Source organism: Nitrospirillum iridis (assembly GCF_014205765.1).
Classification (GTDB): domain Bacteria; phylum Pseudomonadota; class Alphaproteobacteria; order Azospirillales; family Azospirillaceae; genus Nitrospirillum; species Nitrospirillum iridis.
Window position 1 is genome coordinate 446,125 of the sequence record NZ_JACIIZ010000004.1, and the last position, 25,976, is coordinate 472,100.

The 25,976-nt window shown below is 67.4% G+C and carries 24 protein-coding genes and 1 pseudogene; 11 read left to right on the plus strand and 14 right to left on the minus strand.

The features are described 5' to 3' along the window. Positions 1 to 108 precede the first annotated feature (108 nt). The 8 genes and pseudogenes from FHS74_RS09460 to FHS74_RS09495 form a co-directional block, all read right to left on the minus strand. A complete protein-coding gene (locus FHS74_RS09460; RefSeq protein WP_184799752.1) occupies positions 109 to 1,464 on the minus strand; it encodes a LysM peptidoglycan-binding domain-containing M23 family metallopeptidase in 1,356 nt (451 codons plus the stop codon). A 26-nt stretch (positions 1,465 to 1,490) separates the two neighbouring features. After that, entirely contained in the window at positions 1,491 to 2,216 is a 726-nt protein-coding gene (locus FHS74_RS09465; protein WP_184799754.1) for a protein-L-isoaspartate(D-aspartate) O-methyltransferase, read from the minus strand. Next, the gene (gene surE / locus FHS74_RS09470; RefSeq protein WP_184799845.1) at positions 2,213 to 2,986 is read right to left on the minus strand and encodes a 5'/3'-nucleotidase SurE; all 774 of its coding nucleotides are present in this window, start codon (positions 2,984 to 2,986) and stop codon (positions 2,213 to 2,215) included. Before surE ends, FHS74_RS09465 begins: the two co-directional genes overlap by 4 nt. A gap of 1 nt (position 2,987) precedes the next feature. Further along, complete coding sequence (serS, locus tag FHS74_RS09475) at positions 2,988 to 4,259, minus strand: serine--tRNA ligase (protein WP_184799756.1); 1,272 nt, start codon at positions 4,257 to 4,259, stop codon at positions 2,988 to 2,990. 125 nt (positions 4,260 to 4,384) lie between these two features. Further along, positions 4,385 to 5,212 carry a twin-arginine translocase subunit TatC gene (gene tatC, locus FHS74_RS09480; RefSeq protein WP_184799758.1) on the minus strand — a complete coding sequence of 276 codons (828 nt, stop codon included), beginning with the start codon at positions 5,210 to 5,212 and terminating at the stop codon, positions 4,385 to 4,387. Between the two features lie 387 nt (positions 5,213 to 5,599). Continuing rightward, positions 5,600 to 5,804, minus strand: a pseudogene (gene tatB, locus FHS74_RS31285) (Sec-independent protein translocase protein TatB); the annotation flags it as partial. 136 nt (positions 5,805 to 5,940) lie between these two features. Further along, complete coding sequence (locus FHS74_RS09490) at positions 5,941 to 6,168, minus strand: Sec-independent protein translocase subunit TatA (RefSeq protein ID WP_184799762.1); 228 nt, start codon at positions 6,166 to 6,168, stop codon at positions 5,941 to 5,943. A gap of 130 nt (positions 6,169 to 6,298) precedes the next feature. Further along, positions 6,299 to 7,129 (minus strand): TylF/MycF/NovP-related O-methyltransferase, encoded by an 831-nt coding sequence (locus tag FHS74_RS09495; RefSeq protein ID WP_184799764.1) that lies wholly within the window; start codon positions 7,127 to 7,129, stop codon positions 6,299 to 6,301. A 250-nt stretch (positions 7,130 to 7,379) separates the two neighbouring features. Between FHS74_RS09495 and trmFO the strand changes: the two genes are divergently transcribed. After that, positions 7,380 to 8,738, plus strand: a complete 1,359-nt coding sequence (gene trmFO, locus FHS74_RS09500) for a methylenetetrahydrofolate--tRNA-(uracil(54)-C(5))-methyltransferase (FADH(2)-oxidizing) TrmFO (protein WP_184799766.1) — start codon at positions 7,380 to 7,382, stop codon at positions 8,736 to 8,738. Between the two features lie 31 nt (positions 8,739 to 8,769). Here trmFO and FHS74_RS09505 read toward each other — a convergent pair whose 3' ends face one another. Further along, the gene (locus FHS74_RS09505) at positions 8,770 to 9,624 is read right to left on the minus strand and encodes a phytoene/squalene synthase family protein (protein WP_184799768.1); all 855 of its coding nucleotides are present in this window, start codon (positions 9,622 to 9,624) and stop codon (positions 8,770 to 8,772) included. A gap of 237 nt (positions 9,625 to 9,861) precedes the next feature. On the opposite strand from FHS74_RS09505, the gene FHS74_RS09510 reads away from it, so the two are divergent. Both FHS74_RS09510 and FHS74_RS09515 read left to right on the plus strand, forming a co-directional pair. After that, a complete protein-coding gene (locus FHS74_RS09510; RefSeq protein ID WP_184799770.1) occupies positions 9,862 to 10,821 on the plus strand; it encodes a squalene/phytoene synthase family protein in 960 nt (319 codons plus the stop codon). A gap of 249 nt (positions 10,822 to 11,070) precedes the next feature. After that, positions 11,071 to 11,667, plus strand: coding sequence for a superoxide dismutase (locus FHS74_RS09515; RefSeq protein WP_184799772.1), 597 nt, complete (start codon positions 11,071 to 11,073; stop codon positions 11,665 to 11,667). A gap of 90 nt (positions 11,668 to 11,757) precedes the next feature. On the opposite strand, the gene FHS74_RS09520 is transcribed toward FHS74_RS09515, so the two are convergent. Further along, a complete protein-coding gene (locus FHS74_RS09520) occupies positions 11,758 to 12,135 on the minus strand; it encodes an Mth938-like domain-containing protein (RefSeq protein WP_184799774.1) in 378 nt (125 codons plus the stop codon). Positions 12,136 to 12,257: 122 nt separating this feature from the next. Next, positions 12,258 to 12,605 carry a preprotein translocase subunit YajC gene (gene yajC, locus FHS74_RS09525; protein ID WP_184799776.1) on the minus strand — a complete coding sequence of 116 codons (348 nt, stop codon included), beginning with the start codon at positions 12,603 to 12,605 and terminating at the stop codon, positions 12,258 to 12,260. A 252-nt stretch (positions 12,606 to 12,857) separates the two neighbouring features. Here yajC and FHS74_RS09530 point away from each other — a divergent pair, with 252 nt between their 5' ends. Both FHS74_RS09530 and FHS74_RS09535 read left to right on the plus strand, forming a co-directional pair. Then, positions 12,858 to 13,754 (plus strand): DUF815 domain-containing protein, encoded by an 897-nt coding sequence (locus FHS74_RS09530; protein WP_184799778.1) that lies wholly within the window; start codon positions 12,858 to 12,860, stop codon positions 13,752 to 13,754. A gap of 319 nt (positions 13,755 to 14,073) precedes the next feature. After that, positions 14,074 to 14,550: a Ros/MucR family transcriptional regulator gene (locus tag FHS74_RS09535; protein ID WP_184799780.1), complete on the plus strand. Its 477-nt coding sequence runs from the start codon at positions 14,074 to 14,076 to the stop codon at positions 14,548 to 14,550. A 211-nt stretch (positions 14,551 to 14,761) separates the two neighbouring features. On the opposite strand, the gene torT is transcribed toward FHS74_RS09535, so the two are convergent. Continuing rightward, positions 14,762 to 15,916 (minus strand): TMAO reductase system periplasmic protein TorT, encoded by a 1,155-nt coding sequence (torT, locus tag FHS74_RS09540; protein WP_184799782.1) that lies wholly within the window; start codon positions 15,914 to 15,916, stop codon positions 14,762 to 14,764. Between the two features lie 294 nt (positions 15,917 to 16,210). Between torT and FHS74_RS09545 the strand changes: the two genes are divergently transcribed. The 4 genes from FHS74_RS09545 (at position 16,211) to FHS74_RS09560 (ending at position 21,737) form a co-directional block, all read left to right on the plus strand. Beyond that, a complete protein-coding gene (locus FHS74_RS09545) occupies positions 16,211 to 17,602 on the plus strand; it encodes a DUF1800 domain-containing protein (protein WP_184799784.1) in 1,392 nt (463 codons plus the stop codon). Between the two features lie 15 nt (positions 17,603 to 17,617). Beyond that, positions 17,618 to 18,901, plus strand: coding sequence for a DUF1501 domain-containing protein (locus tag FHS74_RS09550; RefSeq protein WP_184799786.1), 1,284 nt, complete (start codon positions 17,618 to 17,620; stop codon positions 18,899 to 18,901). A gap of 92 nt (positions 18,902 to 18,993) precedes the next feature. Continuing rightward, entirely contained in the window at positions 18,994 to 19,626 is a 633-nt protein-coding gene (locus FHS74_RS09555) for a phosphohydrolase (protein ID WP_184799788.1), read from the plus strand. Continuing rightward, positions 19,623 to 21,737: a tetratricopeptide repeat protein gene (locus FHS74_RS09560; RefSeq protein WP_184799790.1), complete on the plus strand. Its 2,115-nt coding sequence runs from the start codon at positions 19,623 to 19,625 to the stop codon at positions 21,735 to 21,737. Before FHS74_RS09555 ends, FHS74_RS09560 begins: the two co-directional genes overlap by 4 nt. 340 nt (positions 21,738 to 22,077) lie before the next feature. Here FHS74_RS09560 and FHS74_RS09565 read toward each other — a convergent pair whose 3' ends face one another. After that, the gene (locus tag FHS74_RS09565; RefSeq protein ID WP_184799791.1) at positions 22,078 to 22,485 is read right to left on the minus strand and encodes a hemerythrin domain-containing protein; all 408 of its coding nucleotides are present in this window, start codon (positions 22,483 to 22,485) and stop codon (positions 22,078 to 22,080) included. Between the two features lie 35 nt (positions 22,486 to 22,520). Continuing rightward, a complete protein-coding gene (locus FHS74_RS09570) occupies positions 22,521 to 23,294 on the minus strand; it encodes an SDR family oxidoreductase (RefSeq protein ID WP_184799793.1) in 774 nt (257 codons plus the stop codon). Between the two features lie 141 nt (positions 23,295 to 23,435). Here FHS74_RS09570 and FHS74_RS09575 point away from each other — a divergent pair, with 141 nt between their 5' ends. Both FHS74_RS09575 and istA read left to right on the plus strand, forming a co-directional pair. After that, positions 23,436 to 24,344 (plus strand): LysR family transcriptional regulator, encoded by a 909-nt coding sequence (locus FHS74_RS09575; RefSeq protein WP_184799796.1) that lies wholly within the window; start codon positions 23,436 to 23,438, stop codon positions 24,342 to 24,344. Positions 24,345 to 24,527: 183 nt separating this feature from the next. Then, a partial coding sequence (gene istA / locus FHS74_RS09580) for an IS21 family transposase (RefSeq protein WP_184799798.1) occupies positions 24,528 to 25,976 on the plus strand: 1,449 nt, incomplete at its 3' end.

Sequence of the window (25,976 nt, forward strand, 5' to 3'; positions counted from 1 at the left end):
CGCCCTGGAATCATTCGTATTTTTGCAAACTACAGGAATTGGGTAGGGCGGCAATTTCTGCCGCCCGCATCTCCCTTGCCCCGCTCCCGCTAGGCAGGGATGACCGGGTCAGCGTGCCCCCTTGCCCGGATCCAAAACATCCATGGGATCCAAGACCTTGTTGCCCTGCCGCACCTCGAAGTGCAGTTGCGGGCTGGTGACGTTGCCGGTGGATCCCACGGTGCCGATACGCTGGCCGCGCGCCACCCGGGCGTTAGCCTCGACCATGATCTGGTCCAGCTGGGCATAGGCCGTCACCATGCCGTCGGCATGCTGGATCAGGACCAGATTGCCAAAGCCTCGCAATTGATTGCCGGCATATTTGACGACGCCGGCATCGGCGGCCACCACCGGGGTACCGGTGGGCGCGGCGATGTTGATGCCGTCGTTATACTGCCCGCCGGGCTTCGCCCCATGGGTGGAGATCACCTGGCCGGTCACCGGCCAGAGGAAGCGGGCGCCGCCCTTGGGCAATGGCGACGGCGCCGTGGGCACCGCCGAAGACGGCGGCACGGACGGGCCGGCCGCAACGGCGCCGGGCGACGATGGAACCGACGCCGGGGCCGGCGACGACTGTACCGGCGGCGTCTGTGCCGGGGCTGGAGACGGCACCGAAGAAGGTGCCACCGGCTCCGACGAGGCGCCGGGGGTCGCTGGAGCCCAGCGGGCAGAGGGGGCGACGGTGGCGCCGGGTGGAATGGTGGCACCGGTGCTGCCGGTCGGCACGGCGGGCGTGGCGGCAGGGGCGGACGCGGACGGCGATGCCAGTTCCTGGCTTTCCACCGCGCGCCGGGGGGCCGTGGTGACGGGTGGAACGGGGCCGGTGCCGGCCGGCGCCACCGTGACCGTGCCCCGACCGCCGCTGGTGGCCGGTACCGATGCGCCAGGCCGCGCGGCCGGCGCCACCGCGACACCACCGGCGGGAGCGGCCCCTGAATAGGGCAGATTCAGCGTCTGCCCCACCCGCAGCAGGTAGGGGGGCGCCAAGCCGTTCAGGCGTGCCAACTCATTGCTGTCGACATTGAAGGTTCGGGCGACACCGTACAGGGTATCGCCCGGCTTGATCACGTAGGTGTGGGGCGTCGGCACCACCAACCGCTGCCCCGGCACGACGGTATAGGGGGGCTGTAGCCGGTTCTCCTCGATGAGGTCGCGCAGCGGGATGTTGTAGCGCTTCGCCACGTCGTAGATCGTCTCCCCCTTGGAGACGAAGATGACGTTGGACGGCGTGGGCGGCGGCGTGACCACCGGCGCCGGCTCCGGCCGGGTGCCACAGGCCGACAGGCCCAAGGCCAGGCCGGCGGCAAAGGCGCCCTGGATCAGCAGACGGGCGAGCGGCGAACCGGGCTGGCCGCCCACGGGCGCCAGGACTGGGTTCGACGGGACGACGGGACCGGCGGGCCGGTGGGAAGTGTTCAGGGCCATCGCGCTTTGTCGTTCGAGGGGAGGCATCACGCCCGCTGATGGATAACTTCGGAAAAATCCGGCGGAATTAGGGCTGGCGTGGGCACGGCCCCCTGCTCCACCCCTGGTCCCGCTTCTGCGGGCACCTCGGGCAACAAGGGGACGAAACGGACGGGCCAGAGCTGTTCCCGTTCCACCCCCGTCTCCGTCTTGCGCAGGCGCACCACGTGCAGGCTACGCCGGTCGGGGCCCAAAGGTATGACCATGACGCCCCCCACGGCAAGCTGGTCCATCAGGTCCGGCGGTGGATCCATGGCCCCACCGGCGGTCACCAGGATGCGCTCGAATGGCGCCGCCTGGGGCCAGCCGCGCATACCATCCCCGTGACGCGCGGTGATATTGTGCAGGCGCAGGGCCTGGAAGCGCGCCTCCGCCTCCGCCAACAGCGGGCGGTGGCGTTCGACGGTGTAGACCCGCCGGGCGATCTTGGCCAGGACGGCCGCCTGATAGCCGGAGCCGGTGCCGATTTCCAGCACCTTCAGCCGATCGGACAGGTTCAGGGCCTGGGTCATCAACCCCACCACCATGGGCTGGCTGATGGTCTGGCCATGGCCAATGGGCAGGGCCGTGTCCTCATAGGCCTGGTCATGGAAGGTCGGGGGCACGAACAATTCCCGGGGTATCAGCTCCATGGCGCGCAAAACGTCCGTGCTGCCCACGCCATTGCGGCGCAACAGCATCAGCAGACGGATTTTGCGCGCAGCACTGCTCACCCGAACACCCCCTCCAGCCGCGCCAAGGTCTCGTAATGCGTCAGGTCCAGGTGGATGGGGGTGACGGATATGCCGTCCATCGCCTCCACCACATGGACATCCGTGTCTTCGGGAACGCCCGACAGGCCCCGGGCCGCACCGATCCAGATGTACGGCCTGCCGCGTGGGTCCATACGCTCGAACAGGTCGTCACCGGCCTTGCGATTGGCGTGACGCACCACATGGATGCCGGTGACCTTATCCGGATCCACCGCCGGGAAATTCACGTTCAGCAACACGTGCGGCGCCCAGGCGACGGCAAGCCCCTTGCGCACCACGTCCGGTCCCCAGCGCTCCGCTGTTGCCCAATCGGGGTCCCGTCCTTCGCGCAGGCGCTGGCTGAAGGCGAAGGCGCGCACGCCCAGCAGCGTCGCCTCCATGGCGGCGGCGACGGTGCCGGAATAGGTGACGTCCTCGCCCAGGTTCTGGCCGTGGTTCACGCCGGACAGCACCACGTCCGGCCGCCGGTCGGCCATCAGGTGGTTGACCGCCAGCAACACGCAGTCGGTCGGCGTGCCGTCGACGGTGTAGCGCCGGTCGGACACCCGCTTCAGCCGCAGGGGCCGGTGGATGGTCAGCGAATGGCTGGCGGCGGACTGTTCCGCGTCCGGCGCCACCACCCAGACATCATCGGTCAGTTGGCGCGCGATACGCTCCAGCGCCGCCAGGCCCGGGGCGTGGATGCCGTCGTCATTGCTGATCAGGATGCGCAAGGGGCGGCCGCCGACCATCTCAACCACGAACGATGCGCTCCAGCCCGTTCATGTAGGGGACCAACGCGTCCGGCACGCGGATGGAGCCATCAGCCTCCTGATAGTTCTCCATCACCGCCAGCAGGGCGCGGCCCACCGCCACGCCCGAGCCGTTCAGGGTGTGGACGAACTGGGTGTTCTTGTCGCCCTTGGCGCGCCAACGGGCCTTCATGCGTCGTGCCTGGAAATCCCCACAGTTGGAGCAGCTGGAGATCTCGCGGTAGGTGTTCTGACCCGGCAGCCAGACCTCGATGTCATAGGTCTTGGCGGCGGAGAAGCCCATGTCGCCCGTGCACAGGGTGACGGTGCGGAAAGGCAGGCCCAGGCGCTTCAGCACCGTTTCCGCCGCCTCGGTCATGCGCTCATGTTCCGCCACCGACTGGTCGGGGGTGGTGATGCTGACCATCTCCACCTTGTAGAACTGGTGCTGGCGTATCATGCCGCGGGTGTCGCGGCCGGCGGCCCCGGCCTCCGCGCGGAAGCATGGCGTGCGCGCCGTCAGGCGCAACGGCAGTTCGTCCGCGTCCAGGATGCTGTCGGCCACCAGGTTGGTCAGCGGCACCTCGGCCGTCGGGATCAACCAATGGCCGGTATTGAGGCGGAACAGATCCTCGGCGAACTTGGGCAGCTGGCCCGTGCCGAAGGCGGCCTCATCCCGCACCATCAGGGGCGGCGACACCTCGGTATAGCCGAACTCGGTGGTGTGGATGTCCAGCATGAAGTCGCCCAGCGCGCGCTCCAGCCGCGCCAGCGGGCCCTTCAGCACGGTGAAGCGGGCGCCCGACAGCTTGGCGGCACCGGCGAAGTCCATGAAGCCCAGGGCTTCACCCAGATCGTAATGTTCCTTGGCGCCGTCGATGGCCGGCGGGGTGCCGACGCGGTGGCGTTCCACGTTGTCGTGTTCATCCTTGCCCGGCGGCACATCGGCGGCCGGCAGGTTGGGGATGGTGGCCAACAGGCCGTCCAGCTCTTCCGACAACGCCTTCTCGGTGACCTCGGCCTCCGCCATGCGCTCTTTCAGGCTGGCGACCTCATCCATCAGCGGCTGGGCGTCCTTGCCGTCCTTCTTGTAGGCGCCGATCAGCTTCGAGGCCTCGTTGCGGCGGGCCTGCATGTCCTGAAGCGCCGTCTGCGCCGCGCGGCGGCGGGCGTCCAGGTCCAGCACGACGGCGGACTGGGGCGGCAACCCGCGGCGGGCAAGGCCGCCGTCGAAGGCTTCGGGATTGTCGCGGAGAACGCGGAGGTCATGCATGGCAGGCTTCTTGGAAGACGGTGAAACGGTATCCCCGACTTATAAGCGGGAAGCCCCATCGGGGTCCAGCCCGCCCGGCCGCCCAACATGCTGGGCCCTCAGCTTTCCTTAGCCGGCGGCTTTCCTCAGCCGGATGTGCCGCCGCCATCGGCCTCGGCCGCCTCGGCGCGGGCCTGTTCCCGGGCGCGGGTGCGCTCGATCCGACGCGCGGCGATCACGGAAATCTCATACAGCACGATCATGGGGGCGGCGAGCGTGGTCTGGCTGATGGGGTCCGGTGGGGTCAGGATGGCGGCCAGCACGAAGATCAGGACGATGGCGTAGCGCCGCTTGGACGCCAGCTGATCGGCGGTCAGGATACCCACGCGCACCAGCAGGCTGAGCAGCACCGGCATCTGGAAGGCGATGCCGAAGGCGAAGATCAGCGACATGGCGAAGGACAGGTACTGCTCCACCCGCGTCTCCGCGACGATGGGCAACACGCCGGCCCCGCCCGTCTGCTCGAAACTGAAGAAAAACTTCAGGGCCGTCGGCATGACGAAAAAATAGACCATGCCGGTGCCCATCAGGAACAACACGGGCGTGGCGATCAGGAACGGCAAGAAGGCCTTGCGCTCATGCCGATACAGGCCGGGCGCGACGAACTTCCAGATCTGCTGGGCGATGATGGGGAAGGACACCAGCAGCGCCGCCCACAGGGACACCTTCACATAGGTGAAGAAGGCCTCGGTCGGGGCGGTGAAGATCAGCTTGCGTTCCGCCGCCCGGTCACCCAGGGCGCTGATCATGGGCATCAGCAGCCAATCATAGATGCGGCCGGCGAACTGGTAGCAAACCAGGAACGCGACCAGGAGCGCGCTCAGGGAGACGATCAGGCGGTTGCGCAGCTCGATCAAATGATCCAGCAACGGCATGCGCGACGCGTCGATCTCGTCTTGGGTGGGTTCGGCCATGGGGGGTGCTGGCCCTTCAGGATTTGATCTGGGCCGGCGCCTCGGCGCCAGCGTGTTCGGAGGGGGCGTGTTCGGGAACGGCGGGCGGGGCGGCATGATGCACCGGTCCGGCCTGCGGCGGCGTCACTGGAACGGGCTCGGCCGCAGTGTCCGGTGTCGACTCCGGCAGGATCAGGGGCATGGCTGGTGAGCCTATGGCCGGCAGTTCGGGCTCGGCGGGGTGGGCATCAACCGGCGTTTCCGACACTGGGACGGCAGCCTCAACCGTGGGCGGCGTCACCTCGGAGGCGGTCAACGACGCGGTGGGGTTGATCTCCAGGGCCTGACGCACGCTGTCGGTGGGGTCCACCATCTTGGTGACCTCGGCCGTCAGGTCGAACTGAGCCACCTTCTGGGCCTGCTTGCGCAGATCCTCCAGTTCCGCCTGGCGGACCATCTCATCCAGATGGGACTGGAAATCGCGGGCCAACAGGCGCGCTTTGCGCATCCATTTGCCAGCGGTATAGAGCGCCACCGGCAGATCCTTGGGTCCGATGACGACAAGCGCCACCACACCGATAAGCGCGAGTTCGGACCATGCGATATCGAACATGGGCGGCGTGCCTTATTCCCGACGATTCCCTGGCCGCCCGGAGTCCCCACCGGGGTGGCATACCACCCCGGCCGTTCCGGCACGACGAATCCGTTCCTGCCCCACACTGGCCCCCAAGGCCGGTGCCGGAACCGGCTCAGCCCTTGGAAACGGTGTCCTTGGGCGCGGAGGTCGTCGGCGCGTCGGTATGACCGTCGATCGAGCGAGGCGCGGACGCATCGCCCTCTCCCTGTTCGTTCAGGCCGGCCTTAAAGTTCTTAATGCCCTTGCCGAAGTCGCCCATCATGCGGGGCAGACGGTTGCCGAACAGCAGCAGAGCGATGAAAAGAACGATCAGCCAATGCCAAATGCTGAAAGAGCCCATGGGTGGGTCCCGTGTCCTGAAAAAAGGTGTACGTCAATAGCGACGCCCGTTAAGGCGCGGCACTATGGCATGGCCGTACGGCCCGCCGCAATGCTCCGCACCCCAGACATGGGAACGAGGGGTGGCGGATTTAAGAGGCGCCCCCTCGGCCGGTCCAGGTGAGCGGGGGGAATCGGTAGACCAGATGAGGGTAGGCCTGTTCGGCATGAAGCCGTCCCTCATGACTCCATTCCTCGACAGCTTGCAAAGCGCCCAGACACGATCCTTGGAGGGGATCATCGAAGACAATATAGCCGCCTTCAGGGTGAAGCTTAGGCTGGATGGTACGGATGCAATAACTAACAGCGCTGTAGATGTCGCAATCAATGTGAACGGCCGATAGGGCTGAAATATCGCGCAAGAGAGTCGGCAAGGTATCCTGAAACAGGCCCTTGATGATCTTGATGTTCGTCAAACCCGTTTCGGCAATGTAATTTACGACATCCTCATATGAAGCATCATCAAAATTTCCCGCAAAATGGAGGTCGAGCACCCGATCAGTGGGGGGCATGCCGCTGAAGGTGTCGAGCGCGTAAATGGTGGCATTGATCCCCAGCCTGCGGGCGACATTCGCCATAAAAACGGCCCCTCCCCCCCGGTAGCTGCCACACTCCACAATATCGCCGACCAGGTGAGCGGCGCCGTACTTCATGATCAGAAATATGTTCATCAGCTTGCTTTCGGTCAAAAGCGACCTGCCGCGCGCAAGTTCGAAACTTTCCAGATAAACGGGATCGTTTTTAATTAAGTTCCTCAGATCACCAAATTCAAGCCCCCATCCCCGGGTATATCCGGCCATCACGTTGCGGCCGTTCGCCAATGAAACTGCTGTATTTTCGTGCAAGCTTGACAGATAAACGTCCAACTCTTCCAAATTGGCGGCGTTTTTAACCACGGAGACTTGAGAGTAATGTGTATCCATTATTGTGTCGCTCGGGTTGATATTGCCAACATCGCAGACGTATGCTCCTGAAGCATATAGTATATGCCCAAGGGCACCAACCTCCTGTAAGGCATGGCCGAAGGCGCCTCGTGACTCAGCGATGTCGGCCGCCGTTGTTGTGGCCGCATGAAATCCCCGCCCGCCGACTGTCACCAGGGCTTGACGGACGGCGCCGGCTAGCGTCTTTGCCGCACATGATTAAAATGTCATACGAAGGTAAGGTCCGGTGATGAGTGACAGCCGCATTCCCTCCGTGCATGTCATCGGTGGCGGCATGGCCGGCAGCGAAGCCGCGTGGCAGCTGGTCCAGGCCGGCGTGCCCGTGGTGCTGCATGAGATGCGCCCGGTGCGGGGAACCGAAGCACACCAGACGGAGCATTTCGCCGAGCTGGTCTGCTCGAACTCCTTCCGCTCCGACGACCATGAGTACAACGCCGTCGGCCTGCTGCATGAGGAGATGCGTCGCTGCGGGTCCCTGATCCTGGCCTGCGCCGATGAGCACAAGGTGCCGGCGGGCGGCGCGCTGGCCGTGGACCGCGACCGTTTCGCCGAAGCCGTGACCGCCAAGCTGACCTCCCACCCGTTGGTCACCGTGGTGCGGGACGAGGTGGCGGGCCTGCCGCCGGAGGACTGGGACAGCGTGATCGTCGCCACCGGCCCCCTCACCTCCCCGGCGCTGGCCAACGCGGTGCTGGAATTGACGGGTGAGGCGCAGCTGTCGTTCTTCGACGCCATCGCCCCCATCGTCCATTTCGACAGCATCGACCTCAGCAAGGCCTGGTTCCAGTCGCGTTACGACAAGGTGGGACCGGGTGGAAACGGCAAGGACTACATCAACTGCGCCATGGACAAGGCGCAGTACGAAGCCTTCATCCAGGCGCTGATCGATTCGCCCAAGACCGAGTTCAAGGAGTGGGAGAAGGACACGCCCTATTTCGAGGGGTGCCTGCCCATCGAGGTCATGGCCGAACGCGGCGTGGACACCTTGCGTTACGGCCCCATGAAACCGGTGGGCCTGACCAACCCCCACGATGAGCGCCGCCCCTATGCCGTGGTCCAGCTGCGCCAGGACAACGCGTTGGGCACGCTCTACAACCTCGTGGGCTTCCAGACCAAGCTGAAGCATGGGGAACAGGCGCGGGTGTTCCGCATGATCCCCGGCCTGGAAAACGCGGAGTTCGCGCGGCTGGGCGGCCTGCACCGCAACACCTTCCTGAACAGCCCCCGCCTGCTGGACGCGACCTTGAGGCTGAAGGCCGCCCCGCGCCTGCGTTTCGCCGGCCAGATCACCGGCTGCGAGGGTTATGTCGAAAGCGCGTCCGTGGGCCTGATGGCCGGCCGCTTCGCCGCCGCCGAACGGCTGGGCAGAACCCTGCCGACGCCCCCCGTCACCACCGCGCTGGGCGCCTTGCTGGGCCATATCACCGGCGGGGCGGAGGCGGAAACCTTCCAGCCCATGAATGTGAACTTCGGCCTGTTTCCCCCGCCCGAGGAGCGCGACGCCCGGGGCCGCGACCTGCGCGGCAAGGAGCGCAAGCTGGCCTACTCCCGCCGTGCCCTCAACGATTTGGCCGGTTGGCTGGGATAATTGCCGCTTGTCCCAGCCGCCTCGGCTGGTGTCACCACCGCCCGCTGAAGGCCGCCCAGCCCAGCCGGGCGGCGCGCAGGCCGTCGGGGCGGAGCAGATCGGGCGCCAGCGGGTCGTACCCGGCCTTGGCCAATCGGTTCAATGCCGCGCCGGCCAGCCGCGCCGGCAGCAGGGCCGGCACGGCGGCGCGGGGAACATGCCGCCGCAGGCGCCGGGCGGCGGCCAGCTCCGCCCGCGCGGCACCCGCCACCTCCTTGGCCACGGCGGCCAGGCCCGGCTGCGGCTTCAGTTCGAACAGCAGCGGTTCGGACGCCGCGTACTTGTCCATCAGATCCAGCGGCATGCGGGAGCGATGGCCGCGCGCCAGGAAGGGCACGGCCCGAAGGATGCCGGTCAGGGCCCAGGCCCGGCCGACATGGGCGGCGACCGTGTCCACCACCCCTTCCGGCGGAACGCCCAGCACCTGCAGCGCCAGGCGCACCAGCGGGGCCGACGTCACCTCCGCGTAGTTCACCAAACACGCGAGGTCGGCTGGCGTGGCGTCGTCCATGTCGGCTTCACGGGCATCGACCAGCAGGTCGAACTGCGCGCGGTCCAGGCCATGGCGACGCACCGCCTGGGCCAGGGGCTGCACCACCTCATGCCGCCGGGGCTCCCCCTCATAAATGCCGGCGATGCTGTCCCGCCACCATTGCAGGCGGATCTGGCCCAGCATGGGTTCGGTCACCACCTCGCGCGTCTTCGCCACCTCATGATTGAAGGCATAGAGCGCGGCCAAGTCCTCCCGCCGGTCCGCCGGGGCGAACAGCAGGGTGAGGAACCGATCCGGATCCTGCCGGCGGACGGTTTCCAGGCAATAGGACAGGGCGGGTGGGGACGCGGTCATGGGATGAATTTCCGGTGTCGGGCGGGCTCGGCCGAGGCCGGTGCCTTTATGGACCGCCGGCACCGGCGCTGACCAGCGCCAGCTTCATCCCCCGCCCCACTCCCTTCCCTCCTTCGAATCCCTGGCCCAAATGCCGCCGCGCCGGTCCTTACCCCAAACGCGGGCTTCATCCGGCGGCCAAGCTCTGGCACTGTGTCCCGGCCCGCGTCCCCGTTGCTATCGGACAGAAGACCACCCATGGCCGACTTCCGTATCCAGACCGCCCGTACCGGACGTATGCCCGCGGCCCCCCGGCGCCCCCCTGTCCAGGGCGGCTACGCCTCGGCCTTGCGTCGGGTGCCCAAGGCCATGCGCCGCCACGCGGCCGCCTTCGCCTCCTTCCTGAAGCTGGCGCACGACATCACCGGCGACGCCAACCTGGAACCCGAGGCCAAGATCGCCCAGCTGGACGCGCTGGAGCGCGCGTTGGTCAGCGGCGGCGGCGTGCCGTCCTGGCTGGCCCCCGCCCTGGAACTGAAGGCCAGCCTGGCGATCACGGGGGGCTCCTCCCTGCATGCCCGGCAGTTGTTGCAGGCCTTCCGCCGCGATGCGGAGGGCCACAGTCCGCGCGGCTGGGGCGACGTGCTGACCGCGTGCCGACTGGCCGCCAACCCGGTGGGCCATCACATCCTGGAGCTGTACGGCGAGAGCACCGAGGCGCTGGCCGCCACCGACGCGTTGTGCACCGCCATCCGGCTGCTGCGGGTGGTGCAGGAATGCCGGGACGACTGGGTGCGCCTGGGTCGCTGCTATTTTCCGCTGGATTGGTTTGACGCCGTGGGCGCCAGCCCGGAGCATCTGGTGGAGCATCGCGCCACCCCGGCCGTGCGCGTGGTGCTGGACCGCATGCTGGACCGGATCGACCGCCAGCTGGAACATGCGCGGGCATTGCCCGGCGCGCTCCGCGACCCGGGCCTGCGCATGGAAACCGCGGTGTTGCTGCACGCCGCCCGCCTGATGGCCGGTCGCCTGCGCCGCCGCGATCCGCTGGCCCAAGGCATCAGCCTGGGGCCGCTGGCGAGAGGCTGGGTGATGATCCGCGCCCGCCTGGCGCTGGCCCGCAGCATGGCCGGCATGGCCCCGGCCCCGCCGTCCGGTCCGCCCGCCGATCCTGACGCCGACGGCGGTCAGGGAACGGAACAGCATACGCGACAATAACGTTAATCTTTCCGCCCCCAAACCGGTTCTATTCACTTCCCGGGATGGGAATGTTCATGATACCCCCTTCCTCCGGGTGCGGATACCAGGCTGCGGGCGGCTGCCTTGTTGTGACCGCGCCCACATGCCCCGGCGTATCGGTCAGGGCATGATCTCGCCCGAAGAATAACGGTCCCGGTGGACCAGCGGCCCCCGCATGACGGCCGCCTGCCCACTCCCCGAATAACCCCGTAGAAGACGAGGAAAACCATGGCTTTCGAACTTGCCCCTCTGCCCTACGCCAAGGACGCGCTGCAGCCCTACATGTCGTCCGAGACGTTGGACTTCCACCACGGTAAGCACCACAACGCCTACGTGACCAAGCTGAACGAGCTGATCGCCGGTACCGCGTTCGAGGGCCAGAGCCTGGAGGACATCGTCAAGGCGACCGCCGGCAAGGCCGAGTCCCAGGCCATCTTCAACAATGCCGGCCAGCATTGGAACCACACCTTCTTCTGGAACAGCCTGACCCCGAAGGCCACGGCCATCCCGGGTGAGCTGGAGAAGCGCATCGTCGCCGACTTCGGCAGCGTCGAGGCCTTCAAGAAGGCTTTCGTGGACGCCGGCATCGGTCAGTTCGGCAGCGGCTGGGCCTGGCTGGTGGAAGACACCGCGGAAGGCAAACTGAAGATCACCAAGTCGGCCAACGCCGACACGCCGCTGGCCCACGGCCTGAAGCCGCTGATCACCGCCGACGTGTGGGAACACGCCTACTACATCGACTACCGCAACCGTCGCCCCGACTTCCTGAAGACCTTCGTGGACACGCTGGCCAACTGGGAATTCGCGGCCCAGAACCTCGGCTGATCGAACTGGGCATCGCCCAGGGCGGATGCCTATGTAAGAACCCCGGCCCCCTCAGGGAGGCCGGGGTTTTCTTTGTCCGGACCGTCTCGATCAGGCCAGGAATAAGGCCGTCGCCACCCGCCGGCCTTCGGCCAGCAGCACATTGTAGGTACGGCAGGCGGCGCCGGTGTCCATGGCGTCGATGCCGCCCAGTCCCCGCTCCTTCACCAATCGGCGCAGGGACGAGGGGAACAGCTGCATGGTGGGGCCGGTGCCGAGCAGCACGATTTCCAGCGGGGGCTGTTCCGCGATCAACGCGTCGAAATCCTCCGCCTTCAGGCTGGCGAAATCGGCCACCGGCCACACCAGGGTGCGGTCGGGAAAGACGAGGATGGGCGTCTCATAGACGACGTTGCTGACACGGAAACGGCCGGGGCCATAGGCGTCGATCACCTGGCGGTCGGCCGGGATCAGGGGGGTGATGTCCATGGGCGTCCTGCCCTCCCACGAATGAAAAAAGGCCAGCGCGCATGATCCTCAGGGATATGGACGCTGGCCTTTCAACTGGCATACGGCGGCGGTGGTTTCGATCCCGCCGCCGGACCTTGTGCCTATTTGGAGTCGGTATCGGCCTTGGCCGGCTCGGTCTTGGCCAGCACGGTGGTGATGGTGCTGCGCAGGACGCGGAACTTCACGCCTTCGCCGGCGTCGATGGTGACCTCGTCATTGTCGCCAACCTTAACCACGGTGCCGATGATGCCACCACCGGTGACGACCTTGTCGCCACGGCGCAGGGACTCCAGCATATTCTTGTGTTCCTTCATCTTCTTCTGCTGCGGCCGCATCAGGAAGAAGTACATGACCAGGAACACGGCCGCGAAGGGCAGGATCTGCATCAGCGTACCGGCATCGGGACCGGCGCCGCCGGTGGTCTGGGCCTGGGCGGTAGACACGAACATGGGACGGTTGCTCCAGCGTGCGGACTATCAAAGCAACGGGGGCGGACATGCCCGCGTTTTCGCCGCGACTATACCGACCGCCGGCCATGTTGCAACCCAATCTCAGCCCTCCACCCGGCGCGGGTTGCCGCCCGCCACGCATCCCCGTACCGTTCGCCGGTTGAATAGGCAGGCCGCCGCCCAAACGCATCCCTGCCCCCGGGGCTCACGGACAAGGGCGGCGATAAGAAGCAGACAGAAGGAAACTCCCCCGTGACCGCGACCGCCGACTCCGCCTTGCTGCCGCTCCTGGCCCGCATCGCCGACGCCCTGGACCGCCTGGCCCCGCCGCCGCCGGCCCCCTTGGATCTGCACGCCGCCGACGCCTTCGTCTGGCACGCGGAAGGCGACACACTCTCGCCCGTGCCCGAAGTCTCGAAAGTGGATATCGGCCTGCTGCAGGGCGTGCAGCGCCAGCGTGACACCCTGCTGGAGAACACCCGCCGTTTCGCCCTGGGTTTGCCCGCCAACAACGCCCTGCTGTGGGGCGCGCGCGGCATGGGCAAAAGCTCCCTCGTCAAGTCGGTGCATGCGGCGGTGAACGAGGCGGCGGGCCAACCCGCCGGGCATGGCCCGCTGGCCCTGGTCGAAATCCACCGCGAGGACATCCCGTCCCTGCCCCGCCTGTTGGCCGTCGTGCGCGGGAGCGACCGCCGCTTCGTCCTGTTCTGCGACGACCTGTCCTTCACCAACGACGACGCGCACTACAAGTCGCTCAAGGCCGTGCTGGAAGGCGGGGTGGAAGGGCGCCCGGCCAACGTGGTGTTCTACGCCACCTCCAACCGCCGCCATCTCATGCCGCGTGACATGATCGACAATGAACGGTCGACGGCCATCAACCCCTCCGAGGCGGTGGAGGAAAAGGTCAGCCTGTCCGATCGCTTCGGCCTGTGGCTGGGCTTCCACAACTGCGACCAGGACACCTATTTCGCCATGGTCGACGGCTACGCCGCGGCGCTGGGCCTCACCGTGCCCGCCGAGGAACTGCACGCCCGCGCCGTGGAATGGGCCGTGACCCGCGGCAACCGCTCCGGCCGTGTCGCTTGGCAGTTCATTCAGGACATCGCCGGGCAGGACATCGCCGGGCAGGACATCGCCGGGCAGGCCTGAGCCGCGACCATCCGCCCGCTCGACGCCGGCCATGGCCGGCGTCGAGCCTTTCCCGGGAGACGTTGGCAACGGATCGGGAGCCGACGTCAAGGCGACTTCCCTTCCCTGTCATGTAACGGTTTGCAGCTTCCGATTCTCAGGGGTTTTCGCCTTGCAAGGGTGGTTAACAGCGCCGCCCATTACTCAACACCCCCAAGTTTTGCGCCTTTTTTGCCATTCCAAGGGGGGGGCCACTTCTTTTCAATACAAACAAGAGAAATTCGGTTATAGTCCGCTCAACAAAACCTGCAACAAGTGACAAACAACGCCAGGGCTGGACATGACACAACCGATATCCGATTCCAATGACGACCTGCAGATCATCGCCCTGACTGGAAAGATCGTCACGAGCTATGTTGCTGGAAACACGCTCGCGCCGACCGCCCTGCCGGATCTGATCAAGCAGGTGCATGACACCCTGCGTCGCCTGGTCACGCCGGAAGAGGTGGTCGCCACACCGGCGGAGCCCTTGACCCCGGCTGTTCCCATCCGCAAGTCGGTCACCCCCGATTACATCGTCTGCCTCGAAGATGGCCGCAAGCTCAAGATGCTGAAGCGCCATCTGCGTACGGCCTACGGTCTCTCGCCGGAGGAATACCGCGTGAAGTGGGGCCTGCCGTCCGACTATCCCATGGTCGCGCCGAACTATGCCGAGCAGCGGTCGGGCCTGGCGAAAGCCATTGGCCTGGGCCAGCGCTCCCGGACCGAGGGCAAGCCCAGCGGCAAGCGCCGTCGGGGCAGCGCGGCGGCCGAGTAAGGCGTCAGCGCCAAGTGAAGAAAAAGGCGGGCCGCTGTGCCCGCCTTTTTCTTTTGGCGTTCCTGCGGCCTCATACCAAGGGCATTTGATCGTGACCGGTCAAATGCCCCCTCAAACGCCCGGCGCCGCAGTCGCGGGCTACAGCGGCACGCGTCAAAACCTCCTGCCGCTGGTATCATCCCCAGGATTGGCGGCTATCATTTCGCAGCCGTCATGATCCCTCATGGGGCGCCAGCCTCTTCTGCACGCCCCGCGCGTCGGTATCCGGCGCAGCGGGCGCGGTCGGTGATGGCAACGGCCGCAACTGAAAACGCTCCCCCTCCGGGACGGCGATACGCGACAGGTCGTAGGTGGCCAGCGCCACGCGGTCCAGACGATCCACCGTCATCACGTTCCACACGCCGTGCGGCCTGCCCTCCAGCGCCCGCACGGCCAGATCCACGGCGATGCGAGCCTGCAGGATGGGGGAATCCGACGCCGCCAGCTCGACCGTGCCACTCCGCACCAAATCGGCCACCACATCGGTGGCGTAGGTGGCCACAAGGTGGGTGTCGTGGTCATGACGGGACCGCAGATAGTTGGCGGCGGCCTGGATGGCCACGGCGTTGCCAAAAACCACGTCCACGTCCGGCGTATGGTCAAACAGGTCCCGTACCAGATCCATCTGCGTCGGCAGCGCGGTGGCGCCATAGCCACCGTGGACAACCGCCACGCCCGCGCGCCGCAGGGCGGTAAGCGCCGTCACCTCCATGGCGTCCGCCCACTCCGCCCCCCTTGGTCCGGGGAGCCAGCCCACCTTCAGCGGCCGACCGGCCGCCATCTCCCATTCCGGGCGATGCTCCAGGATATACTCCGCGCCATAACGGGCATTTTCCCGGAAGTTGGCCAGGATGTGGGCGGTGACATAGGGCGAGCCGATCCCGTTGATGAGATCGATCAGCGGCCGGCGGCTGTCGGCGATGGCCGCCACCTGCCCGTCCAGGCCGCCCGTGGTGATGGCGGCCACGATATAGGCGTCGGCATTCAGATCACGGCAGGCGTCCAGCTGGGCCTTCTGCACGTCCAGCTTGTCATAGCCACCGGCCTGATAGATGCCGACCACCACACCCTGGCGCTCAGCCTCCCGCGCCAGGCCCCAGGACACGCCCCACCAGAACTTGTCCTGCGTACCGGGCAGCAAGGCGCAAATCCGCCAGGGACGCGCCGCGCCGGCCAGGGGAACATAGGGCGACAGCTGGCCGTCACTGGCCACGGGCACCGATGGCCAAGCGGCCGGCACCGGTGGCGTCAGACTGGCCGGGGTGACCGGCGGAACGCCCCCGCTGGCGGTCAGCCCGCCGCTGGTCAGGACGAGCACGGCAAGCATTGGCACCAGCCGCGGCCGCCACGCCCGGCCGCCCCGGCGCCCGTCGCCCCAAATCTCCATGCAAATCCCCGCCGCCATTCAACCTTATGCTGACATCCCGCGCCCGGTGATGAAAGGCCGATGGCAGCGGCTTCGCCCAGTCGCAGGGTATCCGCCCCATGAAGCGTACCAACAGCCGACATCAGCGTTTGCCGCCCATCGCCGAGCCGCAGACCTTTCCAGGCGCCGGAAGCGACTCCAGACAACATCCCGGGCCGAACGGCTTGGGCCCCGGCGGCAGTTTGAGGACACCCCATGACCCTGCAAGCGGCCATCGCCACCAACCGATTCGGCCTGGGCGCCCGTCCCGGCGACATGGCCCAGGCGCAATCCGATCCCCGCGGCTGGCTGGAAGCCCAACTGGCCCCGCCCACGGCGCTGCCACCCGAACTGCGGGAGGTGGAGGACAGTGCCACCCGGCTGACGGCGACATACGCTGCCCGCAAGGAAAAGGATGAAGAGGCACGCAAGCCCCTGCGGGACGCCTTGCGCAACGCCTATCGCGGTGACGTGGCGCGCCGCACCCGCGCCGCCATCACCAGCGACGTCCCCCTGCGCGAACGGCTGGTGCACTTCTGGTCCAACCACTTCACCATTTCCACCAGCCGGCCCATCGTCGCCGCCGCGGCCGTGCCGTATGAGAATGAAGCCATCCGCCCCCATGTCCTGGGGCCCTTCGCCGACCTGCTGCTGGCGGTGACCCGCCATCCGGTCATGCTGGCCTATTTGGACAACGCCGTGTCGGCCGGACCCGAGAGCGTGGCCGGCATCCGGCGCCAGCGCGGCCTGAACGAGAATCTGGGCCGCGAGTTGCTGGAGTTGCACACCATGGGCGTGGATGGCGGCTACAGCCAGACCGATGTGCGTGAGTTGGCCCGCATCCTCACGGGGTGGAGCGTCGCGGCGGAACGCGACCGCGATACCGGCACCTTCCTGTTTCGCGCCAATCTGCACGAGCCGGGCGACAAGCTGCTGCTGGGCCAGCGCTACAACGAGGATGGCATGGGCGAAGGCCTGCTGGCCCTGCAACGCCTGGCCCGTCATCCCGCCACCGCCCGCCACGTCGCCACCAAGCTGGCCCGCCACTTCATCGCCGACGAGCCGCCGCCGGCGGTGGTGGCGGCGCTGGAAAAAAGCTACCGCGACAGCGACGGCCATTTGGGGGAGGTCACCCGCACCTTGCTGCGGCAGGACGCGGCCTGGGCGCCGGACGCCCGCAAGGTGAAAACCCCGACAGAACTGGTGGTTTCCACCGCCCGCGCCCTGGCCGGCGCCCTGGCCGGCGCCCTGGCCGGCGACGTCCACCCCGTCGCCACGGACGCCGGGCCCGACCAGGATGCCGCGCGCGCCGATCCCGCCCTGCGCTCCCTGGCGTTGCTGGGCCAGATGCCCTTCGCCGCCCCCTCGCCCGCCGGCTGGCCCGACCAAGCCGCCGACTGGGTGGGGCCGGAGGCCATGGTGCAACGGGTCGACTGGGCGCTGACGGTGGGGGAGAAGCTGGGCGACCGCATCGATCCCCGCCAGGTCGCGGAACAGGCGCTGGGCCCCCAGGCGAGCGACGCCACCCGACAGGCCGTCGCCCGGGCGCCCAGCGCCGCCGAGGGCCTGGCCTTGCTGATCTCCGCCCCCGAATTCCAGCGGCGCTGAAGGAGTGCCCGTGTCATGACCATTCTGAATCGTCGCCACCTGCTGGCCCACCTGGGCGGGGCCGCCACCTTGATGGGCCTGTCCCCCATCCTCCCGCCCCGGGTCGGCTTCGCCCGTACCCTGGGCGACCAGCGCTTCGTCCTGATCGTGCTGCGGGGCGGCATGGATGGCCTGGCCGCCGTCGCACCGTATGCCGACCGGGATTACGCCAGCCTGCGCGGCCGCCTGGCCCTGCCTGATCCCAACACCCAGGGCGGAGTGCTGGATCTCGACGGCTTCTTCGGCCTGAACCCGGCACTGGCTGAAATCCACCCCTGGTACAAGGAGGGTCAGTTGCTGGTGGCCCACGCCGTCGCCACCCCCTACCGCGACCGCAGCCATTTCGATGGCCAGGATTTGCTGGAGAACGGCACGCTGACACCGCACGGCACGGCCTCAGGCTGGCTGAACCGCGCCATCGGCGAACTGGGTGGGGGGCGACTGGACGGTTCTGGCGGCCGGCGCCTGGGCCTGGCCGTGGGCCAAAGCGTGCCGCTGGTGCTGCGCGGTGGTGCCCCGGTGGCATCCTGGGCACCGTCGCCGCTCAAGGAGGCGGACGGCGACTTCCTGGACCGGGTGGCGGCGCTGTACGCCAATGATCCATTGCTGGCCAACGCGCTGAAAGCCGGCATCGACTCCGCCAGCATGGCCGATCATGCGCTCGCCGCCGACGCGGACATGGGAATGCCCCCCGGCATGGAAGCCCCGATGGAGGGCGGCGCGACCACGCCCAAATCCCTGCGCCTGGACCCCACGCAACTGGGCACCAGCACCGGCCGCCTGCTGGCCGACCCCGGCGGCCCACGGGTGGCGGTCATGGATCTGCAAGGCTGGGACACCCATGTCCAGCAGGGCACGACTGCGGGGCGCTTGGCCGGCGCCCTGGGCAACCTCTCCAAGGTGCTGGTGGCGCTGCGCACCGGATTGGGGCCGGCCTGGCGGCAGACGGTGGTGGCGGTGGTGACGGAGTTCGGCCGCACCGCCCGCCCCAACGGCACCGGTGGCACCGACCATGGCACAGCCACCGCCGCTTTCCTGGCGGGTGGTGCCATCCAGGGCGGCCGGGTCCTGGCCGACTGGCCCGGCCTGGCCGATGGCCGGCTGTACCAGGGCCGCGACCTGGCCCCCACGCAGGACCTGCGCGCGGTCATGAAGGGCATCCTGCGCGACCATCTTGGCTTGGACCAGGCGGCGCTGGACAAGGCCGTCTTCCCGGGCGGCGGCACGCCCGCGCCCCTTCGCGGCCTGATCCGCACCTGATCCCCCCCGAGTCCCTAGCCGCCACCCCGCCGAACGCGCTATCTCTGGGCGGGGACGCCACCATCGGGGCGGGCGGGGCGGGAGCATAGGGTATGACGGGTGAGGCACGGGCCTGGGTCAGGCTGCCCTCAAAGCGCCATCTGAACCTGCTGGCGCCCACGCCGCTGGACTGGGATGACGAGGACCTGGCCATGGGGCTGGCCCGCACCTATCGCTGGGGCGGCCATTCCCGCTGGCCCCTGCCCCTGTCGGTGGCGCAGCATTCCCTGACCGTGCTGGCCCTGGCCCGTGCCCAGGCGGAAAGGCCGCTGAGCCCGGCCGCGGAACTGCGCGAATTGCTGCACGACGCCGATGAGGGGCTGCTGGGCTTTGACGCCATCTCTCCGCTGAAACCTTTCCTGGGGCCGGAATACAAGGCGCTGGCCACCCGCCTGGAGGGGGCGATCACCCTGCGCTATCAGATCCCCGCCTGGAACCCCACCACCAAGAAGACCCACAAGCGGGCCGACCGCGTCGCCGCCGCGAGCGAAGCGCTGCATGTCGTCGGCTGGTCACGGGAGGAGATCCGCCGCACCCTGAAGATCCCCTATCAACCGCTGGACGACGATCCCCTGCATGCCGACTACGCCGGGACGCCCTGGGAACCCTGGCCCGCGGATTTGGCGGCGGAGCGCTTCTTGGCGGCGCTGCGCGCCCTGCTGGACAAGCGGGACGGCCGGGCATGACGATACCGATCCTGACCCGCGCCCGGGCAGCCGTCGCCGCCGGCCGTGCCGCCGAGGCGGAATCCCTGTACCGCCAGGCCCTGGCCGGTCCCGAGGCCGCCGCCGCCTGTCGGGGCCTGGCCGACCTGCTGGCCCTGCAAAACCGGTTGGAAGAGGCCGCCAGCCTGTATGAGCGGGCCCGTGCCCAAGCCCCTCTGGATGGCCCCGGTTGGCTGGCGCTAAGCCTGGTCCACGTCGCCCTGGGGCGCGAGGCGGAGGCACTCGCGGCGGCGGAGCACGCCGCCGCCCTCCTGCCGGCCGACGCCACCGCCTGGGCCACCGTGGCGGAGCGGCGGAGGCGGGCCGGCCGCATGGCTGAGGCCGGCGCCGCCTATGCCCACCTGGCCGCCGTGCCCGGCGTGCCGGCATCCCTGGCCGCCGACGCGGAAAACGGCCTGGCCATGGTGGCCAGGCACGACGGCCGGGCCAAGGCGGCGGAGGCGCATTGGCGGCGCGCCATCACCTTGGACCCCACCTTCGCCGGCGCCTACGCGAACCTGGGCAACCTGCTGCTGAACCAGCGCAACCTTCCCCGGGCCCTGTCGGCCCTACGGCGGTGCCTGGAACTGGACCCCACCCAGGGAAGCGCCCGGATGGACCTGGCCCTGGTCCTGAAGGGGCTGGGGCGCGGGGACGAGGCGGAGGCGGCCCTGCGCCAGGTTTTGGCCGAGGCCGGCGCCAATCAGCGGCTGGCCAACGACGCCGGCTTCAACCTGGCCCGCCTGCTGCTGCTGCGGGGACCGGGGGATGAGGCCTGGACCCTGAATGAAAGCCGTTGGAAAGCCAGCAGCTTCCCCTCCGTCCGGCGCAGCTTTCCCGTGCCGGTGTGGCGGGGGGACAATCTGCTGGGCCGGACCTTGCTGTTGTGGGGCGAACAAGGTCTGGGCGACGAGATCATGTTCGCAAGCCAGGTGCCCGATCTGGCGGCCGGCCTCAGCGAGGCCGTGCGCGCGGCGGGCACGGCGATCCTGCTGGAATGCGATGCCCGCCTGGTGCCACTGTTCGCCCGCTCCTTCGCGCCGGTGACGGTGGTCGGCCGTCCGCCCCAGGGACCTGGCGAGGATCAGGCCGACCACCGGACGCGCACAGCCACGGCACAGCTGCCCACCGGCAGCCTGGCGCGCTATTGCCGCCCGCATCTGAGCAGCTTCCGTGGCGCGCGCCCCTATCTGACGCCCGACCCGGACCGCACCGCGTTCTGGTCCGGCCGCGTTGGGGCGTTGGGGCCCGGGCTGAAGGTCGGCATCTGTTGGACAAGCGGCCTGATCACGGCGGACCGGGCGGCCAGTTACGGCGGCCTGGAGGACTGGATGCCTCTGGCCAAGGTTCCCGGAATCCATCTGATCAATCTGCAGTACAACCGCGATGCCGTCGTGGAGGAGCTGTCGCGCGCCCAGAGCCGTGGCCTGGCCCTGACCGACTGGCACGACCTGGACCTCAAGAATGACCTGGACGGGACGGCGGCGCTGATCAGCGCCCTGGACCTGGTGGTGACCGCGCCAACGTCGATCGGGGAGCTTGCGGCGGCCCTGGGCGTCCCCACCTGGCGCCTCTCCAATCCGCGGGATGACTGGAGCGCGCTGGGAACGGCGGTAAGGCCCTGGTTTCCCGCCATGCGGGTCATCCCCCCCATCGGGGGGGAAACGCTTGCCGTCACCCTACGCCGGGTGGCGGGGGAACTGCGGCGCCTGGCGGCACCGGTGGATGCGCCAGTCCCCGCGCCGACGCTGGCCCAGGCGTTGGCCTTGCACCAAAACGGCCAGGTGGCGCAGGCGGAAGCGGCATACCGCCGCCTGCTGACCGACGCGCGGGATCAGACGCGGGGCGATACCCTGCACCTGCTGGGCCTGCTGCTGCATCAAACTGGCCGCACGGCGGAGGCGGAGCCGTTGCTGCGGGAGGTGCTGCAGGCCGAGCCCGGCTTCTTCGAGGCGTGGAACAGCTTGGGCGCCGTCCTGCTGGCCCTTGGGCGGCGGGACGAAGCCGCGGACGCCTGGCGCGCCGCCCTGCGCCTTAATCCCGGCTATGACAAGGCGGCGGCCAACCTGGGGCGGCTGATGTCCGGGCCTTGAGCGGAACACTCAAACTCGCCCGCCGCGCCACCGCAGACAGCTCCCGGCTTCAAAACAGCGGCAAAGCTGACGCCAGTTCTCGTCCGTGGAGCCGCCAACGAGCGCCCTACGGTCAATCCAACCCCATCAAAAGCCATCCAACGGGCCCGGATCAGCGTCGCCAACCAAGCCCCAAATCCACATTCCCCATGGCCAGTGCTCGTCATCCCCCGGCTTCGCCCAGACCGGCCTGTGTGAGGTCGCGGTCGTGCCCGGTAGCACCCTCGGCACAACGCGACCTCACAGAATCCTCCAGACTCTATTTAAGCCAGTGGAGTGATTCGGCAGCGCCGATTTACAATCAGAGATGCTCACGCACCAGCGGATAGAATTCCCGCTCCTCAAGCTCTATACGCTTCTTCAATGCGGTGAGAATACTGGTCGTTTCCGATGCGAACTTGCTCAAATCCTTCGAAATGGAATTTGAATTCCAGACTGCGACATATTGAGCGAAAGCATCCGCTATGCCCAACATTTCCGCCTGCATCCTCTTGGCCGTCGACTGCAGATCGATGTTCGCCGAGGTCACGGCTTTGGGATAAACGAACTTGTCTTCCATCGAGAGATGGAAATTCAGCTTGCCTGACAACTCGATCAGGATCTCGACGATTTCCTGGACGGGCGCCGGTGATTCCTCAAGCTTTTTCTGTAATTGCTGGGCGAGCCCCAGCGCTTCCTGGTGCTGCTTCACATAGGGAACGATATTCATGAACTTGCCTTCGCAAAAATAAGGTTGGCCGCAGGTTATTTGGTGGTGTAGCCACCATTCACCAGAATAGTCTGACCAGTCATCCACCAGCCATCGGAAACCAGCAAACGGATCCACGGAACGATGTCTTCCGGATCCGTCAGCCCGGTCTTGGAGCGCGCGGAGAGCGCCGCGGCCGTCTTGTGGTAGGCTACGGCGTCGGCGCCCTCTGCGGGATAGAAGAACGGGGTATCCATCGGGCCGGGGGCGATGGCGGTGACCGAGATTCCGCGGTCGCCCAACTCTTTCGCCGCAGCCCGGGTGAAATGCTCGACCGGCGCCTTGGTACCGGCATAGCTCGAATAGAAAGGGGTGAAAGCCCCGAGCAGGGAGGTCACGACCGATACGATCTTGCCCTGGTCGTTGACGTGGCGGCCGGCCTCCTTGAGGAAGAAGAATGCCGCCTTGCTGTTCACGGCGCTCATCTCATCGTACTCAGCTTCCGAAATCTCGGTCATCGGCTTCTTCAATACCTTGCCAACGGTATTGATCGCGATGTCGGGGCGCCCAATGGCGGCGGCGGAATCAACGAACAGCTTCTCCACCGCCCTGGCCGATGTGAGATCCGCCTGGAAGGCGACAGCTTGCGCTCCCGCAGCCGTCAGCGCCGCCAGGGTCGCCTCGGCGTCCGCCCTGCTCGACGCGCTGTTGTAATGGATCGCGATCGCTTTGGCGCCGTGGGAGGCAAGATCCCGCGCCACAAGCCCTCCGAGGTTCTTCGCGCCGCCCGCGATGAGGACCGTCTTTCCCGCAATGCCATGGTCGGCCATTGATGCGCACTCCCCGCATATCCGCGGCGGCGAACCGCCGCCTCATTTCGGAATGCAGGATAGCGTCTAGATTCTGCCTATAAAGGCCCCATTTCGAACATAACCTGTCGAGTATTCTGCATAATAGGAGATAGCCACGACATGGATCGCATCGACCTGTTCCGCATTTTCATCCGCGTCGTCGATTGTTCGAGCTTTACCCGGGCGGCGGATCTGCTCGGGATGCCGAGGACAAGCGTCTCGGCGGCGATCCGGGAATTGGAAGGAAAGGTCGGGACGCGCCTGCTTTACCGCACCACGCGTAGGGTTTCGCCCACCCAGGATGGCATGGTGATGTACGAACGGGCCGGCCGCCTCGTCACCGATGTCGAGGAGGTGGAGGGCCTGTTCCGCCAAACCGCCACCCGCCCTTCCGGCAAGATCAGGATCGACGTTCCCGGCCGCATCGGCAGGCTGATCATCGCACCCGCCTTGCCCGGTTTCCTCGACGCCTATCCGGAGATCGACATCGATCTGGGTGTCGGCGATCGCGCGTTGAACCTCGTCGAAGAGGGTGTCGATTGCGTGTTGCGCGTTGGCACGCTCGCGGCTTCAGGGCTGATCGCCCGCCCGCTCGGCAAGCTGCCTCTCATCAATACCGCCAGCCCGGCCTATCTCGCACGCTTCGGCACCCCCCTCACGCCTGCGGACCTGCGGGATCACTGGGCGGTGAATTATGCATCCCCCACCAGCGGCCGGGTGGACCATTGGCAATGGATCGAAGGGGGGAGCGAGAAGTCCCTCCCGATGCGGGGGCGCGTCACCGTCAACAGCGCCGAAGCCTATATCGCCTGCTGCCTTTCCGGGCTCGGCCTGATCCAGATTCCGGCTTATGACGTCAGGCACCATCTGGAGACCGGAGCCTTGACGGAGGTCATGCCCGATTATCGCGCCGCGGCGATGCCGATGACGCTGCTCTATCCGCAGCGGAGACACCCGTCCCGCCGCCTCCAGGTCTTCGCCGATTGGTTGGAACGGCTACTTTGGCGGGAACTGGCGGCAATGCCCTAGGGCCTGGACTCATAAACACTGGCACCAAATTCTGGCCGCGACATCACCATCCGGCCGCTGAGGCCGAAGTGTGAATCGGCGTGGAATAAGGACCCCGTATGAGGGGTGATCGGCGTCCAATCGGGACCCCTTTTGTGCGGGTTCATACTGGCTCCCATGGCAATGGCGGGAGCCTTGATTGGGATGCTGATAGTGGAGACGATCGCGAAGATCCGGCGCGCCTATTTTGTTCAGCAGAAGCCGATCAAGGCGATCTGCCGTGAACTGGGTTTGTCGCGGAAGGTAGTCCGCAAGGTGCTTCGTTCGGAGGCGACGGAGTTCCGGTACGAGCGGACGGCGCAGCCCCAGCCGAAGATCGGCCCGTGGCGGGAACGGCTGGACGCGCTGCTATTGGCCAATGAGGCCAAGGCGGCGCGTGAGCGGCTGACGCTGGTGCGGATTTACGAGGAGTTGCGGGGCGCCGGGTACGACGGCAGTTATGACGCCGTGCGGCGCTACGCCCGTTCCTGGCAGAAGGGGCGCGGGGCGTCGCAGGCGGCTGCCTATGTGCCGTTGAGCTTTGCGCCGGGGGAGGCCTACCAGTTCGACTGGAGCCACGAGGTGGTGTTGATCGGCGGGGTGACGGTCACGGTGAAGGTGGCGCATGTCCGCCTGTGCCACAGCCGGATGCTGTTCGTGCGGGCATATCCGCGCGAGACGCAGGAGATGGTGTTCGACGCCCACGACCGGGCGTTCGCCTTCTTCAAGGGCACCTGCACACGCGGCATCTATGACAACATGAAGACGGCGGTGGACACGATCTTCGTGGGCAAGGAGCGGGCCTACAACCGGCGCTTCCAGCAGATGTGCAGCCATTACCTGGTGGAGCCGGTGGCCTGCACCCCGGCGGCGGGATGGGAGAAGGGGCAGGTGGAGAACCAGGTGGGCCTGGTGCGGGAACGGTTCTTCACGCCGCGCCTGCGGGTGGCGAGCTACGAGGAACTGAACGGCTGGCTGCTGGACCAGTGCATCGCCTATGCCAAGGCGCATCGGCATCCCGAGCAGCGGGACCGCACCGTCTGGGAGATGTTCGAGGCGGAACGGCCCAGCCTGGTGGGTTATGCCGGGCGGTTCGACGGCTTCCACGCCACCCCGGCGTCAGTGTCCAAGACGTGCCTGGTGCGGTTCGACCACAACAAGTACTCGGTGGCGGCCAAGGCGGTGGGGCGCCCGGTGGAAGTGCGGGCCTATGCCGACCGGATCGAACTGCGCCAGGACGGCCAGGTGGTGGGGACGCACGCGCGCTGCTTCGGCCGCGACCGCACTGTCTACGATCCCTGGCACTATGTGCCTGTGCTGGCGCGCAAGCCGGGGGCCCTGCGCAACGGCGCCCCCTTCAAGGATTGGGTGCTGCCCACGGCGCTGGACCGGGTGCGGCGCAAACTGACGGGCAGCGACGACGGCGACCGGCAGATGGTCGACATCCTGACGGCGGTGCTGAGCGACGGCCTCCCGGCGGTGGAGGCGGCCTGTGCCGAGGCGTTGCGCGAGAACGTCCATTCCGCCGCCGTCGTCCTCAACATCCTGGCCCGGCGGCGGGAAGCGGCGGCGCCGGCGCCCATCCGGACGCCCGCCACGCTGATGCTGCACCAC

What these genes read in the sequence shown, in the direction of transcription:
- FHS74_RS09460 (WP_184799752.1), bottom strand. Translation starts at nt 1,464, where the DNA reads ATGGCCCTGAACACTTCCCACCGGCCCGCCGGTCCCGTCGTCCCGTCG.
- surE (WP_184799845.1), bottom strand. Translation starts at nt 2,986, where the DNA reads ATGGTCGGCGGCCGCCCCTTGCGCATCCTGATCAGCAATGACGACGGC.
- serS (WP_184799756.1), bottom strand. Translation starts at nt 4,259, where the DNA reads ATGCATGACCTCCGCGTTCTCCGCGACAATCCCGAAGCCTTCGACGGC.
- tatC (WP_184799758.1), bottom strand. Translation starts at nt 5,212, where the DNA reads ATGGCCGAACCCACCCAAGACGAGATCGACGCGTCGCGCATGCCGTTG.
- FHS74_RS09490 (WP_184799762.1), bottom strand. Translation starts at nt 6,168, where the DNA reads ATGGGCTCTTTCAGCATTTGGCATTGGCTGATCGTTCTTTTCATCGCT.
- FHS74_RS09495 (WP_184799764.1), bottom strand. Translation starts at nt 7,129, where the DNA reads ATGGATACACATTACTCTCAAGTCTCCGTGGTTAAAAACGCCGCCAAT.
- trmFO (WP_184799766.1), top strand. Translation starts at nt 7,380, where the DNA reads ATGAGTGACAGCCGCATTCCCTCCGTGCATGTCATCGGTGGCGGCATG.
- FHS74_RS09505 (WP_184799768.1), bottom strand. Translation starts at nt 9,624, where the DNA reads ATGACCGCGTCCCCACCCGCCCTGTCCTATTGCCTGGAAACCGTCCGC.
- FHS74_RS09510 (WP_184799770.1), top strand. Translation starts at nt 9,862, where the DNA reads ATGGCCGACTTCCGTATCCAGACCGCCCGTACCGGACGTATGCCCGCG.
- FHS74_RS09515 (WP_184799772.1), top strand. Translation starts at nt 11,071, where the DNA reads ATGGCTTTCGAACTTGCCCCTCTGCCCTACGCCAAGGACGCGCTGCAG.
- FHS74_RS09520 (WP_184799774.1), bottom strand. Translation starts at nt 12,135, where the DNA reads ATGGACATCACCCCCCTGATCCCGGCCGACCGCCAGGTGATCGACGCC.
- yajC (WP_184799776.1), bottom strand. Translation starts at nt 12,605, where the DNA reads ATGTTCGTGTCTACCGCCCAGGCCCAGACCACCGGCGGCGCCGGTCCC.
- FHS74_RS09535 (WP_184799780.1), top strand. Translation starts at nt 14,074, where the DNA reads ATGACACAACCGATATCCGATTCCAATGACGACCTGCAGATCATCGCC.
- torT (WP_184799782.1), bottom strand. Translation starts at nt 15,916, where the DNA reads ATGCTTGCCGTGCTCGTCCTGACCAGCGGCGGGCTGACCGCCAGCGGG.
- FHS74_RS09545 (WP_184799784.1), top strand. Translation starts at nt 16,211, where the DNA reads ATGACCCTGCAAGCGGCCATCGCCACCAACCGATTCGGCCTGGGCGCC.
- FHS74_RS09550 (WP_184799786.1), top strand. Translation starts at nt 17,618, where the DNA reads ATGACCATTCTGAATCGTCGCCACCTGCTGGCCCACCTGGGCGGGGCC.
- FHS74_RS09555 (WP_184799788.1), top strand. Translation starts at nt 18,994, where the DNA reads ATGACGGGTGAGGCACGGGCCTGGGTCAGGCTGCCCTCAAAGCGCCAT.
- FHS74_RS09560 (WP_184799790.1), top strand. Translation starts at nt 19,623, where the DNA reads ATGACGATACCGATCCTGACCCGCGCCCGGGCAGCCGTCGCCGCCGGC.
- FHS74_RS09565 (WP_184799791.1), bottom strand. Translation starts at nt 22,485, where the DNA reads ATGAATATCGTTCCCTATGTGAAGCAGCACCAGGAAGCGCTGGGGCTC.
- FHS74_RS09570 (WP_184799793.1), bottom strand. Translation starts at nt 23,294, where the DNA reads ATGGCCGACCATGGCATTGCGGGAAAGACGGTCCTCATCGCGGGCGGC.
- FHS74_RS09575 (WP_184799796.1), top strand. Translation starts at nt 23,436, where the DNA reads ATGGATCGCATCGACCTGTTCCGCATTTTCATCCGCGTCGTCGATTGT.